This is a genomic window from Pseudarthrobacter oxydans, from assembly GCF_030812335.1.
Taxonomy (GTDB): domain Bacteria; phylum Actinomycetota; class Actinomycetes; order Actinomycetales; family Micrococcaceae; genus Arthrobacter; species Arthrobacter oxydans_B.
This window is the reverse complement of sequence record NZ_JAUSSN010000004.1, coordinates 121057-136968: the sequence shown is the minus strand read 5'-3', so window position 1 is coordinate 136968 and position 15912 is coordinate 121057. Positions and strand designations below refer to the sequence as shown.

Annotated in this window: 16 protein-coding genes; 11 read left to right on the top strand and 5 right to left on the bottom strand. The window is 68.7% G+C overall.

What is annotated here, in order from left to right:
• Window positions 1-63: 63 nt before the first annotated feature.
• Entirely contained in the window at window positions 64-960 is an 897-nt protein-coding gene (locus tag J2W14_RS08180) for a nucleotidyltransferase family protein (protein ID WP_307460992.1), read from the bottom strand.
• Window positions 960-1256, bottom strand: a complete 297-nt coding sequence (locus J2W14_RS08175; protein ID WP_307460989.1) for a PqqD family protein — start codon at window positions 1254-1256, stop codon at window positions 960-962. The genes J2W14_RS08180 and J2W14_RS08175 overlap by 1 nt, the downstream gene beginning before the upstream one ends.
• Before the next feature lie 115 nt (window positions 1257-1371).
• Between J2W14_RS08175 and J2W14_RS08170 the strand changes: the two genes are divergently transcribed.
• Together J2W14_RS08170 and J2W14_RS08165 are read left to right on the top strand one after the other, a co-directional pair.
• A complete protein-coding gene (locus J2W14_RS08170; RefSeq protein ID WP_307460987.1) occupies window positions 1372-2106 on the top strand; it encodes a GAF and ANTAR domain-containing protein in 735 nt (244 codons plus the stop codon).
• A 448-nt stretch (window positions 2107-2554) separates the two neighbouring features.
• Window positions 2555-3769, top strand: a complete 1215-nt coding sequence (locus J2W14_RS08165) for an MFS transporter (protein WP_307460984.1) — start codon at window positions 2555-2557, stop codon at window positions 3767-3769.
• Between the two features lie 11 nt (window positions 3770-3780).
• Here the strand turns inward: J2W14_RS08165 and J2W14_RS08160 are convergent, their stop codons facing one another.
• Together J2W14_RS08160 and J2W14_RS08155 are read right to left on the bottom strand one after the other, a co-directional pair.
• Window positions 3781-4557 carry a hypothetical protein gene (locus J2W14_RS08160; RefSeq protein WP_307460979.1) on the bottom strand — a complete coding sequence of 259 codons (777 nt, stop codon included), beginning with the start codon at window positions 4555-4557 and terminating at the stop codon, window positions 3781-3783.
• Between the two features lie 10 nt (window positions 4558-4567).
• Complete coding sequence (locus J2W14_RS08155; protein WP_307460976.1) at window positions 4568-5800, bottom strand: aminotransferase class I/II-fold pyridoxal phosphate-dependent enzyme; 1233 nt, start codon at window positions 5798-5800, stop codon at window positions 4568-4570.
• A gap of 353 nt (window positions 5801-6153) precedes the next feature.
• Here J2W14_RS08155 and J2W14_RS08150 point away from each other — a divergent pair, with 353 nt between their 5' ends.
• Window positions 6154-6666, top strand: a complete 513-nt coding sequence (locus tag J2W14_RS08150; protein WP_307460973.1) for a hypothetical protein — start codon at window positions 6154-6156, stop codon at window positions 6664-6666.
• 119 nt (window positions 6667-6785) lie between these two features.
• Here J2W14_RS08150 and J2W14_RS08145 read toward each other — a convergent pair whose 3' ends face one another.
• Window positions 6786-7706 (bottom strand): phosphatase PAP2 family protein, encoded by a 921-nt coding sequence (locus J2W14_RS08145; protein WP_307461597.1) that lies wholly within the window; start codon window positions 7704-7706, stop codon window positions 6786-6788.
• Window positions 7707-7872: 166 nt separating this feature from the next.
• Between J2W14_RS08145 and J2W14_RS08140 the strand changes: the two genes are divergently transcribed.
• The 8 genes from J2W14_RS08140 to J2W14_RS08105 all read left to right on the top strand — a co-directional run bounded on the left by J2W14_RS08140 (window position 7873) and on the right by J2W14_RS08105 (window position 15734).
• Window positions 7873-9225: a glycoside hydrolase family 32 protein gene (locus J2W14_RS08140; RefSeq protein ID WP_307460970.1), complete on the top strand. Its 1353-nt coding sequence runs from the start codon at window positions 7873-7875 to the stop codon at window positions 9223-9225.
• Between the two features lie 248 nt (window positions 9226-9473).
• The gene (locus J2W14_RS08135) at window positions 9474-9890 is read left to right on the top strand and encodes an ester cyclase (protein ID WP_307460967.1); all 417 of its coding nucleotides are present in this window, start codon (window positions 9474-9476) and stop codon (window positions 9888-9890) included.
• 442 nt (window positions 9891-10332) lie between these two features.
• Window positions 10333-10830 carry a DUF6993 domain-containing protein gene (locus J2W14_RS08130; RefSeq protein ID WP_307460963.1) on the top strand — a complete coding sequence of 166 codons (498 nt, stop codon included), beginning with the start codon at window positions 10333-10335 and terminating at the stop codon, window positions 10828-10830.
• Window positions 10831-10844: 14 nt separating this feature from the next.
• Window positions 10845-11645 (top strand): class E sortase, encoded by an 801-nt coding sequence (locus J2W14_RS08125; protein WP_370871227.1) that lies wholly within the window; start codon window positions 10845-10847, stop codon window positions 11643-11645.
• Window positions 11646-11648: 3 nt separating this feature from the next.
• Window positions 11649-11804 (top strand): hypothetical protein, encoded by a 156-nt coding sequence (locus J2W14_RS08120; RefSeq protein ID WP_307460960.1) that lies wholly within the window; start codon window positions 11649-11651, stop codon window positions 11802-11804.
• A gap of 3 nt (window positions 11805-11807) precedes the next feature.
• Window positions 11808-12800: an o-succinylbenzoate synthase gene (locus J2W14_RS08115; RefSeq protein ID WP_307460958.1), complete on the top strand. Its 993-nt coding sequence runs from the start codon at window positions 11808-11810 to the stop codon at window positions 12798-12800.
• A gap of 79 nt (window positions 12801-12879) precedes the next feature.
• The gene (locus J2W14_RS08110; protein ID WP_307460956.1) at window positions 12880-13401 is read left to right on the top strand and encodes a MarR family winged helix-turn-helix transcriptional regulator; all 522 of its coding nucleotides are present in this window, start codon (window positions 12880-12882) and stop codon (window positions 13399-13401) included.
• Window positions 13402-13652: 251 nt separating this feature from the next.
• The gene (locus J2W14_RS08105) at window positions 13653-15734 is read left to right on the top strand and encodes a PhoX family protein (protein ID WP_307460954.1); all 2082 of its coding nucleotides are present in this window, start codon (window positions 13653-13655) and stop codon (window positions 15732-15734) included.
• The last annotated feature ends 178 nt before the right edge of the window (window positions 15735-15912 follow it).

Here is a 15912-nt window from a genome sequence, read left to right as displayed (position 1 = left end):
GAGCCGAGGCTGGAGCGTGCTCAGGGTGCCCAGGGTGCTCCCCTAAGTGATTTGAATCCAGCGTTACCGCCGCCGCGTAGCTCGGGTCCTCCGGGCTGCTGCTGGAAGGCTAGCCAGCCCGCGGGCCCAACGCAAAACATAGGCCCTGAGAATCCCGCTAATTGACTCGTCAAGGTAAAGGTCGTCGTGTCGTAAGCTCTGCCGCGAGGGGAAGATCGCGCGTGCGAGCACTCGAGGTTTGACCAGCCAAGGACTATCCATGAGCTCGACCAGATAGGCCGTCCCCACACCTTGTACAGAAGTGCGGTGGAGCCACTCCTCGCTGACGGTTTCCTGCTGGATCAATAGACCGGTCGTTCCCAGACCGTCCAGGAACGGTTTCAGAGCCGCCGTCGCCTGCAATTCCACGCTGAGATCCACGATGTCATGATGCAGGCTCGCATCCACCCGCTCGAACAGGCCCGAATACTCGCGTTGATGACGGGGATCGTCCATGGCCCGGAGGCTGTGGAGCGCCTGAAAGATCACCGCTGCCGGGAGGGAAGGAACGGGGACGCTCCGGGCCGCCATGACCAGGAATTGTCTGTCGCGCCACAGCGCGTCAAAGGCACTGCCGGCCGGGGCTTCCATCCCGGGAAATCGGTCGTGGACGTCGATGTCGCAGTTCCAGTGCGGGTGGTACAGGGTCCGGGAGTGCATGTACTCGCGGACGACCGCCCTGCCCGATGGCCGTTCGAGCCAGCCTTTTGCGCCCAAGAGTTCCACCATTCTGTTTAGGTCCTCCGGGCGGACCAGGACATCCACGTCCGCGGAGACGTGATGTTCACGTAGCCCCATCATGGTGGCCGCGGGGCCTTTGATGAACAACACCGGGAGATCGGCTGATGCTGCGACATGGTCCACGAGGGCTGTGGCCAGGAGGACGCCTTCGTCCTGCTGCAGGGTCTCGGCGGCGCCCACTAGCTGGCAGCCTTATCAGGGGGAGACAAAGTGATCATTCGGCTGTTGCTCAACGAATGGATCAAGGCCATCACATCAGCATTAATGACGGAGGCATCGGTACCGTACGCACGGGCAAGCTCCTCAATGAGCTCCGTCTCGGTCCTGGTCCCGTCCAGGGCGTTCCAGACGGACGCGGCCGTTCCCACGAGGATGACCGGCACGTCCTGCTCCAGATGCAGCACGGCGACCCGGCCGCCGTCGTGACTCTGGACACAGGCCACATCGGCACTGACGCGCCACACCCGTTCCGTCATGAGACCTCCACCGACTTTAGAGAGGCCGTACAGCATCACGCGGGGCCTTCGCAAGGCTTATGCTACCGCGCGGCCGGCAAGTTGTTTCGCGCCGGGGACCGACTTAGATTTAGGCATGACCAACAACGCCGGGGACGAAGCCGCCCTGCAACTGCAGGACCTCTTGATGGGAACCGAGAACGTCGAGGACTTCCTCGGCCAGCTCGCGGAATTCTCGGCGGCCACACTCAGCCACGCCGCTGGCGCCGAGATCGAATGCGGCGTGACGCTGCAGCGCCGGCGGAAGACCATGACGGTGGCGGGGAGCAGCCCGCGGGCCGTCATCCTGGACCGCATCGAGCAAAGCCTCGGCGAAGGCCCCTGCATCGAGGCGCTGCGGACCAAGTCCGTCATCTTGCTGGCCGACGTCGCCACCGACCCGCGCTGGCCCGCCTACCAGCAGCAGCTCGCCGCCCAGGGCTGCCGCAGCACCCTGGGTGTGCCCCTGGAAATTGGCCCGGACGCGGCCGCCGCCCTGAACTTCTTCGCCCCCGGCACCGGGATCTTCACCGAGGACATCATCACCGAGGCCGCCGGCTTCGCCGACCTCGCCGGCCGTTCCCTGCGCCTGGCCGTCCGGATCGGCACCGCGCAGTCCCGGGCCGAGGACCTCCAGGCCGCCATGGAGCACCGCACCTCTATCGATCTGGCCTGCGGCGTCATCATGGCGCAGAACCGCTGCTCCCAGGAAGAAGCCATGGGCATCCTCACCAAGGTCTCCAGCAACCGGAACCAGAAGCTCCGCGACGTCGCCGCCGAGGTCCTCCGGAACCTCACCGGCGGGGAAGTCCGCACGCACTTCGAGGCCTGAGTGCCTGACGCAAGGGTCGGCCTCGGGTGCGAGGAAATCCGCTCGGGCTGGTCCTCCCAACGAAGCAAGTAGTCGTTGATACGAAGACAGGTACTCACCACTCTGTCCCCGCGTATTCCCAACCTTGCACGCTTGGTCGCGTGGGTGAGATGCCCGCGCAGCCGGCGACGGCTGTGACGCTGAGTCTGGGGAGATCAAATGAGCACTAGCACCGACTTGTATGCACGTGAGGAACTTCGTTCCGCGCGGCGACGTGCTTGGCGATTGGCGCAGCTTTCCGGGCTGGCTGTCCTCGCTGTCGTAACGTTCACAGTTGTTTACCTCGCTCTGACCCGTCAGTTCTAGGTCCAACAACTCGGGTCATTCAGCTTCCTGGATGACCGATGCTTTTCGCTGACCACGAGTGCCCTGAGGTCCCCGGCGCGCCGCCCGTCCTAGGATGAAGGGGATGAGCACCACACAGACCGCGCCGTTCAGCCTCCGCAGCATCGCCGTCCCCGCGTTCGGCCCGGCCCTGCTGTTCAGCATCGGCGAGGGCGCCATCCTGCCCGTGGTGGCACTGTCCGGCCGCGGCCTCGGCGCCTCGGTCGCCGTCGCCGCCCTGGTGGTCACCCTGATCGGCCTCGGCTCCTGGTTCTTCAACCTGCCTGCCTCGCTCATCACCCTGAAGTTCGGCGAACGCTGGGCCATCGTCGGCGCCGCGGCGGCCAGCGCCGTCGCCCTGGCCGCCGCGGCTCTGGCCCCGCTGCTGCCCGACGGGCTCTGGCTGCTGGCCGCGGCGATGCTCGTCGTCGGCATGGCCGCGAGCGTCTTCAGCCTGGCCCGGCAGAAGTACCTGACCGAGGCGGTGCCGGTGATCCTCCGGGCCCGGGCGCTGTCCACGCTCGGCGGCGTCAACCGGATCGGCATCTTCATCGGCCCCTTCATCGGCGCCGCCGTGATGCAGTTCGCCGGTATCACCGGCGCCTACTGGGTGGGCGTCGTCGCCATGGCGGCCGCCGCGGTCCTGTCGGTGACCATCCCGGACCTCGTGGCCAAGCCCGCGCCGGACGACGGCGTCCCGGTCCCGCAGGCGACGCTGCGCAGCGTCGCCGTCTCCCACGCCGGGGTGTTCCTGTCCGTGGGCCTGGGGGTGCTGCTGCTCAGTGCGCTGCGCGCGTCCCGGCAGGTGGTGATCCCGCTCTGGGCCGAGCATCTCGGGATGGACGCGACGCAGGCCTCGCTGATCTACGGGCTCTCCGGCGCCATCGACATGCTGGTGTTCTACCCGGCCGGCAAGCTGATGGACCGCAAGGGCCGGCAGTGGGTGGCCATCCCCTCGACCCTGATCATGGGCACGGCCCTGCTGCTGATCCCGCTCAGCACCGGCTTCGCGGGCCTGCTGCTCGCGGCGCTGCTGATCGGCTTCGGCAACGGCATCAGCTCGGGCCTGAACATGACGCTGGGGGCCGACTTCTCACCCGACAACGGCCGCGGCCAGTTCCTGGGCATCTGGCGGTTCATGGCCGACGCCGGGGCCACCGGCGGGCCCGTGCTGCTCTCAGCCGTGACCGCCGTGGCCTCGCTCGGGGCCGGGGTGGCCGCCACCGGCGTGCTCGGCTTCGCCGCCGCCACGGTCTTCGCCATCACCATTCCGCGGCTGAAGCACCGGCGCAACTACTGACGGAGGCGGAGTCAATGAACCGTGGGAGGAACTGAAGCCGCGTACTCGATCACAAGCTTGGGAAGGGACGCCCAGGCTGTGACGGTCATTCCCCTTTCCCGAACGGGCAATGCTTCGCCCACAAACCTCGGCTCGAGGTCCCGCAGCTGCTCCTTGCGGGGCCCGGGCGGGCACAGCAATAGCCCGAAGTGGTGCACGTCGGGCAGGAACTGATTCGCGCCGGGTCTCTGCCGCAGCGGCGGAATGTCCTGCGGGTGGTCCAGACCGTATTCGCTGCCATCCCAGTCGAGCACGGTGTAAACGGGAAACCTCCCGCCCTTGTCCTCATGGAAGCCGACCACGCGCAGGAGAAACTGCGACCCTGATTCGATGTGGCTATAGAGCTGATGCTGGCCCAGCAGGAGATCAGTGGTGGCAACGGACCGGGGTCGAAGCTTGCGGGGTGGGGGAGGCGGCGTCCGCAACGTCTCGCCCAGCTTGGTCAGCGCCTGGAGCCGGGCTTTCCTGTCCCCGGGCTCCCAACGCTCAAGCTCCTGCGGTGATTCAGTGATGGCCAGGGCCCGATCAATCACCTCGGGCACAACATGGCCGGTCTTGTGCTGCGTTGCGGCCAGGCCCAGCCACAGGTCGTTGTTGTCGGGGTCCCCGGGCATTCCGACGCCGTATTCGGCCAGGATCTGATCCGTGGATTCCGCCGGTGTGGCCCCCTGGGCCACCAGATCGCGGAAGTCCTCGCGGACGTCCGGAGCGGTGTCGTTGCTGAAAATCGCCGGTCCCCAAGTCCCCATGGGCCGAGTATCACACAGCCGAACGCTGGATCGCCGCGGCGAACACCGGCAGCGCGCGCTCGATCATGTCCTCGGAGGCGGTGAGTGAGATCCGGAAATAGCCCGGCGTCTCGAACAGGGTGCCCGGCAGCACGAACACGTCCTGGTCCGCGAGTGTGGCGGTGAACTGCTCGTCGTCGTCGGCCGGGGTGCGGACGAACAGGTAGAACGCCCCCTCCGGCCGCGTGACCTGGTACCCCATACCGGTCAGCGCCTCCACCATCAGGTCGCGTTTGCGCTGCAGCTGCCCGACGTCGATCGAGAACTGCTCCAGCCGCGGCAGCGCATACTGCAGCAGGGCGTTGGGGTAGATCCAGCCCAGCGCCATCTGCAGGGCGGTGATCGCCTCCCGCAGCGGGCCGCGGTCCGGCATAGTGGACGGCAGCGCCAGGTAGCCGATCCGCTGCCCGGGCGCCAGATGGGTCTTGCCGTACGAGTAGGCCAGAAGCGTGTACGGATAGTACTCGGCGGGGCTGTGAAACCGGGCGCCGTCGTAGACGATCCGGTTGTACGGCTCGTCGGAAAGCAGGTAGACCCGCCGCCCGTTGCTGCGCGAGGCCCCCTCCAGCATTGCCGCCAGGTCCTTCAGCAGCTCGGGCGGGTAGATCCGGCCGGTCGGGTTGTTGGGCGTGTTGACGATCACCACCCGGGTCCGCGGCGTGATGGCCGCCCCCAAAGCCGCCAGGTCGACGTCGAACGTCTCGGCGTCGCAGCGGATCTTCACCGGCACCAGCCCGGCCTCGAGCACCAGCGGCTCGTAGAAGAACCACGGCGGCAGGGTGAAGATGACCTCGTCGCCGGGGTCGGCGACGGCCTTCAGCGCCAGTGGGATCGCGGTGAAGCCGCCCGTCGTGAGGTGGATGTCCGCCGGCTCGAAGGGCATCCCCAGCAGCCGCTGCAGGGACGCCGCCGCCGCGGCCTGCGCCTCCGGCTCGTTGGTCTTGTAGGCAAACCACCGCTCGTTCCGGGGCGTCAGCGCGTCCGCGAGGGCCTCGACGTATTCGGCCTGCGGCATCTGGTGCGGGTTGCCCAGGGCCAGGTCGCAGATCCCCGGCACGTGCTGGCGCCTTGCGTAGACCGAGTCGCGGAGGAAGGTGTTGATCCGCTGCTGCGACGGGACGGACGCGAGGGTAGCGGCGCGCCTCGAAATGCTCGGCGGAGCGCTCGGCGAAACGTTGGGCGGAACCGGAGAATCAGTGCTCATGACAGTCCCTCGAGACGTGGCTGGACGAATGGACGGATGGGCCCAGCCTGAGCCAGTGGCTGGGCGGGACTAATTCTGGCCCTCGGCGGGCCGGATGTAAACGGGTTTCGCGCCGCCGGCGGGCGATCCCCAATAAGAGCGGGTAACCGCGGGGCGACTTACGAGTACCTACTACTCGGGCGGAAGCTAAGGGGGCTTAGTACGGTCGGGCGAGTGCGCCGGTGCATCCCAAGGCCGGCCCTACGTGGGGCGGCAGGAGTGCCGCCGTCAGGGTTCGCCCGTGACGATTTGCCGCGCATGGTCTCCGCCCGCTGGGTGATGCGTTTTCGCAGTACTAAATGGAGGAGAAACTCATGTTAGGAAAAAAGTCCCGCTGGATCGCGCCGCTGGCTGCATCAGCAGTCGTGCTGCTCGCCGCGTCGTCCGCGGGTGCAGCTCCAGACGACGTGACCAAAATTGTCATTCCGGCTTCGGAATCGTGCGACACCTTTGACCTTGGTCTCACGTCGAATGAGGGCAACATCAGGGTGATCGAATTGAGCAACGGCAACGTCTACCAGGTTGGCACCGGACGCATCCTCACCTGGTCCAATGAAGAGACCGGTGAGACGTACACGGTGAAGACCTCCGGTTCCGTGGCCAGGTACGTCCTGAACCCGGATGGGAAGAGCTATACGCTCACCCTCAGCGGCCACAACGGATTTGTCTACTTCTCGGCGGACAGGCCCGCAGATGAGGGTGGGGCCGGGGCCTACCAGTACACCGGACTGGTGGTGCTCCAGGTTGACTCACCGAAGACCAATAACGTGAGCAACGTCGACGCGACCGCGGGCAAGGCCGTCGACATCTGCGAACTCCTCAAATAGCCACCGCAGAACCGCAAAGGCCCGGGTGCCCTGGGGCGGCTCCCGGGCCCTTCGTGTGCCCGGCTGCCGTTCAGCCTCAGCGGCCTGGCCCCACGCCGGCTTCTGTCCGCGGGCGCCGGTCAGCGGCGGGGTGCGCTCCGCCGTCGTGCCGCGTGCCCGAACAGCCACACTCCGGCGACGGTGGCGAGGTAGCCGGCGATGACGATCAGCGCGGTCCCGGCCCAGAAGTAGTGTGTGGTGCTGTCGTCCAGGCCTGTGCCTACCGCGACGCTCAGCAGCGAGAACGCGGCCACGGCGGCCGCGGCGAGCCCCGCCAGCAGCGGCAGCGCCAGCCACAGCCGGGCGGAGGCCCAGTGCCGGCCGTAGCCTTCCCAGACGTTCCAGCGCGGGCCCCGGCGGATGATCAGCCAGCCTGCCGGGAGCATAAACACGGCCACGACGAGGAAGGCCGCGACGACGTCGGCGGGTCGGTGCCACTGGTTGATCAGCGTGGATACCCCGGTGGCGACGGCGAAGCTGCCGCCCAGGAACCCGGCGAGCGGCCGCCAGCGCGGGGAGACCATCAGGAACACCGCCGCCGCGGCCGAGGCAGCCAGGGTGGTGTGGCCGGAGGGCAGCGAGTTCAGCTCCAGGGTCTCGATCCCGCGGTAGGGCCGGTCCGGGACGATGTCTTTGAGGATCTGGGTGGCGATGTTGGCGCCTACGCAGGCCGCCACGGCGATCCCGGCCGAGGTCCAGCGCCGCTTCAGCACGGTGACGACCAGGACCACCACCGCGGAGATCAGCAGGGACAGCGCGGGCAGCGAGTCGAGGAGCTTGGTGGCGGCCTTGCCGGCGGTGCCGTGGGTTTCGACCGCCTCCACGAGGGCCGATTCGTCGATGAACTGGCCCGTGGTGGTCCGGACGAAGAAGATGTAGGTCCCGGCCAGCGCCGCCATGCTGACGAGCGTGGCGAGCAGGAACAGGAACCCGGTGCCCCGGCCCTGGCGACCTTCGGGTGCGCGGGACGGCGGCTGCGGGTACTCCGGGGCCGGCTGCATGGTGGGGTGTTCCTGCCGAAAAATCATCGATCTCAGGTTCCCACAGAACCCTGCGAACTTTCTGAGGGCCCACCGCCGGGCAGATCAGGGCGGATGCTGGGAGCGCATTCGCCCTGATCTGCCCGGCGGGCAGCCCTCCGCCCGCGGCGCGGGTAGTGTTTTGGCCATGGACACCGCGGCGCACCATCCGGACCCAGCCTTCCCCCGCTTCCACCCGCGGCCCGCGCAAGGTTGGATCAACGATCCCAACGGCCTGAGCTACGCGGACGGCCGCTACCACGTGTTCTTCCAGTACAACCCGGACTCGGCACGGCACGAGGGCATCTGCTGGGGGCACCTGAGTTCGACCGATTTGGTCCGCTGGGACGAGGAACCGGTGGCGCTGAAGCCCCAGCCCGGCGGCCCGGACGCGCTGGGCTGCTGGTCCGGCGTGGTGACCGACGACGGCGGCGTCCCCACCGCCGTGTACTCCGGCGTCGACACCGTGGGCGGGCACTCCCGCGTGGTCCTGGCCCGGGCCGATGCCGCCCTGCGCAGCTGGACCCAGAAGGGGCACGTCGCCGCCGAGGTCCCCCCGGACCCGCAGGTCACCGCCGTCCGCGACCCGTTCCTCTTCAGCTTCCAGGGCCGCCGCTTCGCCCTGCAGGGCGCCGGGCTCGCCTCCGGCCACGCCGCCGTGCTGCTGTACAGCGTCGAGGACCTCCGCGACTGGCGGTACGAGGGGATCTGGTTCAGCTCCGAGGACCCGCTCGCGGCCCGGCACCTGCCCGCGGAGATCTGGGAGTGCCCGCAGCTGGTCCGGCTCCCGGATTCCTCCGGCGCCGAAACGTGGGTGCTGATGGCCTCGCTCTGGCTCGGGACCGATGAGCACGACCACCCCAACGGCGTCGGCTACCTCCTGGGCTCGCTGGCGGACAACGGCAGCGGACTGCCGGTGTTCACCCCGGCGTCGGGCGGGAAAGCGGACCTGGGGCGGGAGTTCTACGCCCCGCAGCTCCTCGCGCTGCCGGACCGGACGCTGCTCTGGGGCTGGTCCGGGGAGGCGGAGGATTCCGAGGACCGTCCCGGGCGCAGCCAGGCGGAGATCGACGACGCCGGCTGGGCCGGGATCCTGACCTTCCCGCGCCAGCTGTCCGTGCACGGCGGGGTCCTCGCCGTCGAGCCCGTCCCCGAACTGCGCGCCTACCGCGGCGACCGGCTGCGCCACGGCGCCGCGGGCACCTTCACTGTGCCGGCCGAGGCGGAGATCCGGGTGGCCGGGGGAGAGGGCACGCTCCGGCTGGTCCTCGTCGCCGCGGGGCAGCGGCGGACCGTGTTCGCCGACACCGTGGCCGGCGGCGATGAGCTGCGGATCTTCCTCGACGCCTCGATCGTGGAGGTCTACCGCCACGGGACCGTCCCCACGACGCTGCGCGCCTACCCCGGCCCGGGCGAGGAGTGGCAGCTCGAGCTGCCGCACGGCGCCGCGGCGGACGTCTGGGAGCTCCGGCAGCCGGAGCGGCCGGACGTGTCCCTGTAGACAAGGGTCAGCGTGACTCAAACGCGAATGCCTGTTCTGGACCTGCCGTGACGTAATCCACGAGCGTGTTGATCCCGCTTGAAATCCCGCACAAATGGCGCCAAAACCGAAGCCGTTGACACCCCTCCCCGCCCGGCGTGTACTGGAATCGGCGTCTGCATTAGCAGAGGCCAAGCCACGGAGCGGCCTGACCTTTCCGTGAGGCCGCCAAAGATGGAGGTCTAGAAATGGGACAAGCACGCGATGCAATGGACCGCTTAACCGCAGCCGTGACGGCGAAGGACAAAGAGACACAGGCAGCGTGTTACTCAGCTGATGCGGTAGCCTTCACGCCCGAGGAGGGCAAACTCGTTGGGCCTGAAGCCATCAGCAACTACCTGTCACAGTTCGGGGAATCTTTCCCGGACATCACCTACGAGTACGCGGACAGGTACGAGGCCGGAAATGTGGCGATCGATGAGGGCTTTGTCGTCGGAACCAACACAGGACCGCTGATCATGCCGTCCGGCGAAAGCCTGCCTCCCACCGGAAAGAGCGTCCGGGTCAGGAGCTGCGATGTCGCCCACGTCGAAAATGGCCTGATCACAGCCCACCACTTCTACTTTGACCAGATGGAGTTTCTCGGACAACTCGGGCTGCTTCCTGAATCCCTGTCCAAGCCCTGAACCCGCAGCGTGGAGGCCCGCCGCCGCGTGAGGTGCGCTAAAGAGCGATCAATTCCACAGGCGCCGTCTACATGTACGGATTGGAGGGGAACACACCCTCAGACCCGTCCTCGGTCGGTCGGTCGTTTTTTGCCAGGCGTCGAAACCGTTTGGCGCCGCGGCGGTCATATTTTCCGCATTTCGTGCAGTGCCGGAACAGGGCGCCGTCCGGGCCCGCTTGGGCCAACCAGTGAAGCCCCAGGTTCAACCTGCACAGCAGCGTCGTGAGCATGATGCGTCCCGTCCTAAGGGCCAGGCCCGTGGCGCTCAGACCCGCACCATAGGCACTCGTATTCTACTGCGGGGCGCGTCCGTGAGCGGAGTGCGGCCACCTCCGGGAACGGAGGAGCGTGAGCACGTCATCGGCGGAGGAACGCTGGCCCCGGTATGAAAGGATGTTCCGGTGACTTCCCCTGCCCCCGCCCCGCTCCGCAGCTCACGCGGCCGCCGTTACGCGGGGCTGGTTGCTCTGGTGCTGCCGTTGGTGACCGGGTTGGCGGCGTGTTCGGCCCCCGCTCCGACGGTCGCGTCCACATCTTCCGCCTCGGCACCCGCGGCGGAAACCCCGTCCACTTCCTCCGCTGCTCCTTCCGCGGCCCCGGCCACCCCGTCCGGTGTTTCCGCTGCGGTGGAGGCGGCGCTGCAGGCGCTGGTGGCGTCCTCGCCCCAGCCCAGCACGGCGCAGGTCCGCGAGAGCCTGTCCGCGGCGGGGTTCGCCCCGGCCGCCGTCGAGGTCTCCGCGTCCCGCACCCCCACCGGACTGGCCGCGGACGCCGTCGAGGTCGGGGTCCTGGGCGAAACCGAATGTGTAATGGCGCAGCTCCGGTCCGGAACTGTGGCAACGTCAGTCTTGCCGGTTCTTCCGAACGGGCGATGCTTCATCGGCAGCGTCCAGCGGTAATCAACAGGAGTGGCATGACGAACGTACTGAACCGCCGCGCCGCCGTCGCGCAGGAAAAACGCCGCACCCGCCCGCGGCGCTCGCTGATGGTAGTCCAGGTCATCGGCGAGCTGCTGATCACCCTCGGCGTGATCGCCGTGCTGTTCGTCGCCTGGCAGCTGTGGTGGACCAACGTCGAGGCGGACGCCGCCCAGGGCGCTGCCGTGAAGCAGTTCGTCCAGGAACACCAGGCGCCCATCGCTGATCCGTCGGCTGCGGACCCGGCGGTCCCGGCGGCCCCGGCGGACCCCGCGGCCACGCCGGTCGGCACGGCGCCGGCCCACGGAACGGCGATCGGGGTCATCTACATTCCCCGCTTCGGCGCCGACTACAGCCGCCCGATCATCGAGGGCACCAGCAGCGACGTCATCGACACCCTGGGCTTGGGCCGCTACGCGGGCACGGCGATGCCCGGCGCCGTGGGGAACTTCGTCATGGCAGGCCACCGCCAGACCCACGGCGCGGTGCTCGACAACATCCACACCCTCGTGCCCGGGGACAAGATCTACGTCCAGACCGCCGACGGCTTCTACACCTACGTTTTCCGGAACCAGGAGATCGTCCTGCCGGACCGGACCGACGTGATCCTGCCGGTGCCGACCCAGCCCGGGGCGGTGCCGGAGCAGCGGCTCCTGACCCTGACCAGCTGCAACCCGCTCTTCGGGTCCGAGGAGCGCATCATCGCCTACTCGGCCTTCGACTCCTGGCAGCCGCTCAGCGCAGGGCCCCCGGCGCCCATCGCCCAACAGCTCGCCGCACTGCAGGGGAAAGGCTAGACCATGTACCTTTGGCTTTTTCAGCACCTTCCCGGGCCGCTCTGGTTGCGGATCCTGCTCTCGGCCGCGCTCCTGACGGGGGCGCTGTTCCTGCTGGTCGAGTTTGCCTTCCCCTGGCTGGCGGACCTCACCAACCTGACCGACGCGACGGTGGGCTGAGGAGTGCAGCTTCCCGACCTGGAGGAACTCCTCGCCGGCGCGCACGTGGTGAGCCTGCCGATGCGGGTGAAGTTCCGCGGCATCCTCCAGCGCGAGGCCCTGCTGCTGGACGGCCCGCGGGGCTGGGGCGAGTTCTGCCCCTTCCCGGAGTACGGCGACCCGGAAGCCTCCCGCTGGCTCGCCGCCGCCGTCGAGGCCGGCTGGCAGGGCTTCCCGGAGCCGCTCCGTGAGCTGATTCCGGTCAACGCCACGGTCCCCGCCATCGCCGCGGACCGGGTCCCGGAAATCCTGGCCCGCTTCGGCCGGGTGGACGCCGTCAAAATCAAGGTCGCCGAGCCCGGGCAGAGCCTCGACGACGACGCCGCCCGGGTCGCCGCGGTCCGCGCCGCGCTCCCGGACGCCGCGATCCGCGTGGACGCGAACGGCGGCTGGGATGTCCCGACCGCTGTCGCGGCACTCACCCGGCTGGCCGCCGTCGGGCTCGAATACGCCGAACAGCCGGTGCCGGACATCGCCGGCCTCGCCGAGGTCCGCCGCCGGCTGCGCGCCGCCGGGGTCCCGGTGCTGATCGCCGCGGACGAAAGCGTGCGCAAGGAGGAGGACCCGCTCAAGGTGGCCCGTGCCGGCGCCGCGGACCTGATCGTCGTGAAGGTGGCACCGCTCGGGGGAGTGCGGCGCGCCCTGGACATCGTGGCGCAGGCCGGGCTCCCCGCCGTCGTCAGCTCCGCGCTGGACACCTCCGTGGGGATCCGCGCCGGACTGGCGCTCGCCGCCGCGCTGCCTGAACTGCCGTACGCCTGCGGGCTGGGGACCGTGTCGCTGCTCGCCGCCGACGTCACCCGGGACTCCCTGGTGCCCAACGACGGCGCCATCCGGGTCCGCGACGTCGCCGCCGATCCGGGGCTGCTGGCCGAATACGAGGCCGCGCCGGAGCGCCGCGAGTGGTGGCTGGAGCGCCTGCGCCGGGTCCACGCGGTGCTCGCCGCCGACCGCTGACGCCCGGGGGTGCGGGTAAAGTAGGTGCGGACGCGGCGCCGTTGCCGCCGAAAAATAGCTTTAGAACGGAAGATTCGTCATGACCACCCCGGTACCCCAGCAAATCGACGAGCTGGCAAAGGCCACGCCTGCGGAGGGCCAGAACGCGACCCACCAAACCGGGCTGCTCCGCATTGTCCAGGGCCTGCGGCGGGTTGATACCGGGACGTATGCCCTCCGCATCCGGCTGTCCGAGAAGCTGGGGATCGGCACGATCGACATCAACGCGATGGCGTTTGTGGGCGAGGTGGACGGCCTCACCCCCAAGGATCTGGGCAAGGCGCTGAACATCACCACCGGCTCGGTGACCGCCATGGTGGACCGCCTGGAAGTCAAGGGCTTTATGGTGCGCAAGCCCAACCCCACGGACCGGCGCAGTGTGCTGCTGCACCTGAGCCCGGAGGGGACCGAGGCGATGCAGTGGGCCAACGACCACTTCGCCGCGGCCGCCGGGGCCCTGCTCCAGGCCTCCTCCGAGGAGAGCATCGTCGACATCGCCGAGTTCCTCGAAGGCATCGGCCAGCGGCTGATGGCCGCCGCCACGGACCCGGAAGAGGACTAAGGCCGCTCCGCACCCTTCCCCCGGACGCTCCCTCAGGTCCGGCGGGTTTCGGGCTGATGCTCTCTCACGTCCGGCGGGTTCGGGCCGATGCTCCCGCACATCCGGCGGGTTTGAGTGTGACGCTTCCGCAGGTCAGGCGGGTTCGGGCCGACGCTTCGTGTTCACCCGGACTTCATGTGAGAGTCGGCTCCGCGTAGTCCGGGGCTGAAACGGTGGGCAGGCACCCCAATCCACCCGTGGAAGGTCTCTCCATGTCTGTTTCCTCCGGACGCAAGTTCTCCCTGCTCCCCATGCTCGGCCACACCAAAGGCAAGCGCAGCGCCGTCACCTGCGCGCTGAAATGCGACAACGCCTGCAGCGGTGACGTCTGCAACACCAGCTCGAACAGCTACTTCCGCGACATCGCCTCCGCGACCATGTCCCGCCGCGCCGCCCTGGGCTTCGGCGCCGCCGGGGCCCTCGCCGTCGCGTTCGGCGGTGCCCTGGCCTCGCCCGAAGCCGCAGTCGCCGGCGGCCCCGGCCTGTCCCCGGCAGCCAAGAACGGCTACGGCGCGTCCAAGCTCAAGTTCACCGCGATCGCCCCGGTGGATGCCGCCGTCGACGCCGTCACGGTTCCGGAAGGCTTCACCTGGCAGCCCGTGATCCGCTGGGGTGACCCGATCTTCAACGACGCCCCGGACTTCGACCTCGGCAACCAGACCGCGGCCGCCCAGGCGCGGCAGTTCGGCTACAACAACGACTACACGGACATCCTCGAGATCCCGGGCAGCAAGGGCCGCCGCGCGGTGCTCTTCGCGAACCACGAATACACCAACGAGACCATCATGTTCCCGGCCTCGATGCCCGCCGCCGACGTCCGGAAGGTCGGCGCCGCCGCGCACGGGCTCACCGTCGTCGAGCTGGAGCGGCAGAACAAGAACACGCCGTGGAACTACGTCAAGGGCGCCGCGCTGAACCGCCGCTACCTGAACAACACGGCCTACGAGCTCACCGGGCCGGTGGCCGGCTCGCCGCTGGTCCGCACTTCCGCCGACCCGGCCGGCCGCACCATCCTCGGCACGCTGGGCAACTGCGCCGGCGGCACCACCCCCTGGGGCACCATCCTCTCCGGTGAGGAGAACTTCAACGGGTACTTCGTCGCGCCCGGCCTCTCCGCCGAGGACAAGCGCTACGGGCTCACCAACAAGCCCACGGCCCGGCAGTGGGAACTCGACGACCCGCGCTTCGACACCCGCACGCCGGGCTACGAGAACGAAGCCAACCGCTTCGGCTGGATCGTCGAGGTCGACCCGTTCGACCCGACGTCGACCCCGAAGAAGCATTCCTCCCTGGGCCGGTTCAAGCACGAGGGCGCCAACGTGATTGTGGCCGAGTCCGGGCATGTGGTGGCCTACTCGGGCGACGACGAGCGCTTCGACTACCTCTACAAGTTCGTCTCCGCCGCGAAGTACGTGGAGGGGGACCGGAAGCACAACATGACGCTGCTCTCCGCGGGCGACCTCTACGTGGCCCGCTTCACGGGCAGCTCCCCGGCCCTCGAAATCACCGGCACGGGCACGGTCCCGTCCGACGGCGGCTTCGACGGCACAGGCGAATGGCTGCCGCTCGTCGTCGGCGGGGTCTCCAAGGTGCCCGGGATGTCCGTCGAGGAGGTGCTCGTTTACACGCGTGTGGCCGCGGACAAGGTGGGACCTACCAAGATGGACCGCTGCGAGGACGTCGAGCCGAGCCTGCACACCGGCAAGGTCTACGTCGCCTGCACCAACAACTCGGACCGCGGCAAGATCGGCAAGGAAGGCGCCACCGAGGTCAACCCCCGCAACGCCAACCGCGACGGCCACATCGTGGAAATCACCGAGACCGGCGACCAGACCTCCACGAAGTTCACCTGGAACCTGCTGATGGTCTGCGGCGATCCGGCGTCCGGGGACGTGACCTACTTCTCCGGCTTCCCGGTCGACCAGGTCTCGCCCATCTCCTGCCCGGACAACCTCGCGTTCGACTCGGTCGGCAACCTCTGGATCTCCACCGACGGCGCCCCCTCCGGCATCGGCAAGGCCGACGGGCTGTTCAAGGTCACCCTCGACGGCGCCGAGCGCGGCCGCGTGGAGCAGTTCCTCGCCGTCCCGCGCGACGGCGAAACCTGCGGGCCGATCATCCGCGACGAGGAACGCACCGTCTTCGTCTCCGTGCAGCACCCGGGCGAGGACGGCACCTTCGACGCGCAGCTGTCCTTCTTCCCGGACTACGTCCCGGCGGGCACGACGCCGGCCCCGGGCCAGGCCCGCGCCCCGCGCCCGTCGGTGGTCCAGGTCTTCCGCACCGACGCCTGACCCCTTCCCGGACGCTCCCTCGCGTTTGGGGGCTTTCGGGCGGACGCTCCCTCACCTTTGGCAGCTTTCGGGCAGACGCTTCCTCACGTTCCGCAGTTCGACGGCGGGATGTGCGGGAGCGTCTGTCGTCTAACTGCCGGACGTGCGGGAGCGTCTGGTGACTGGGGACGCCGGCGGG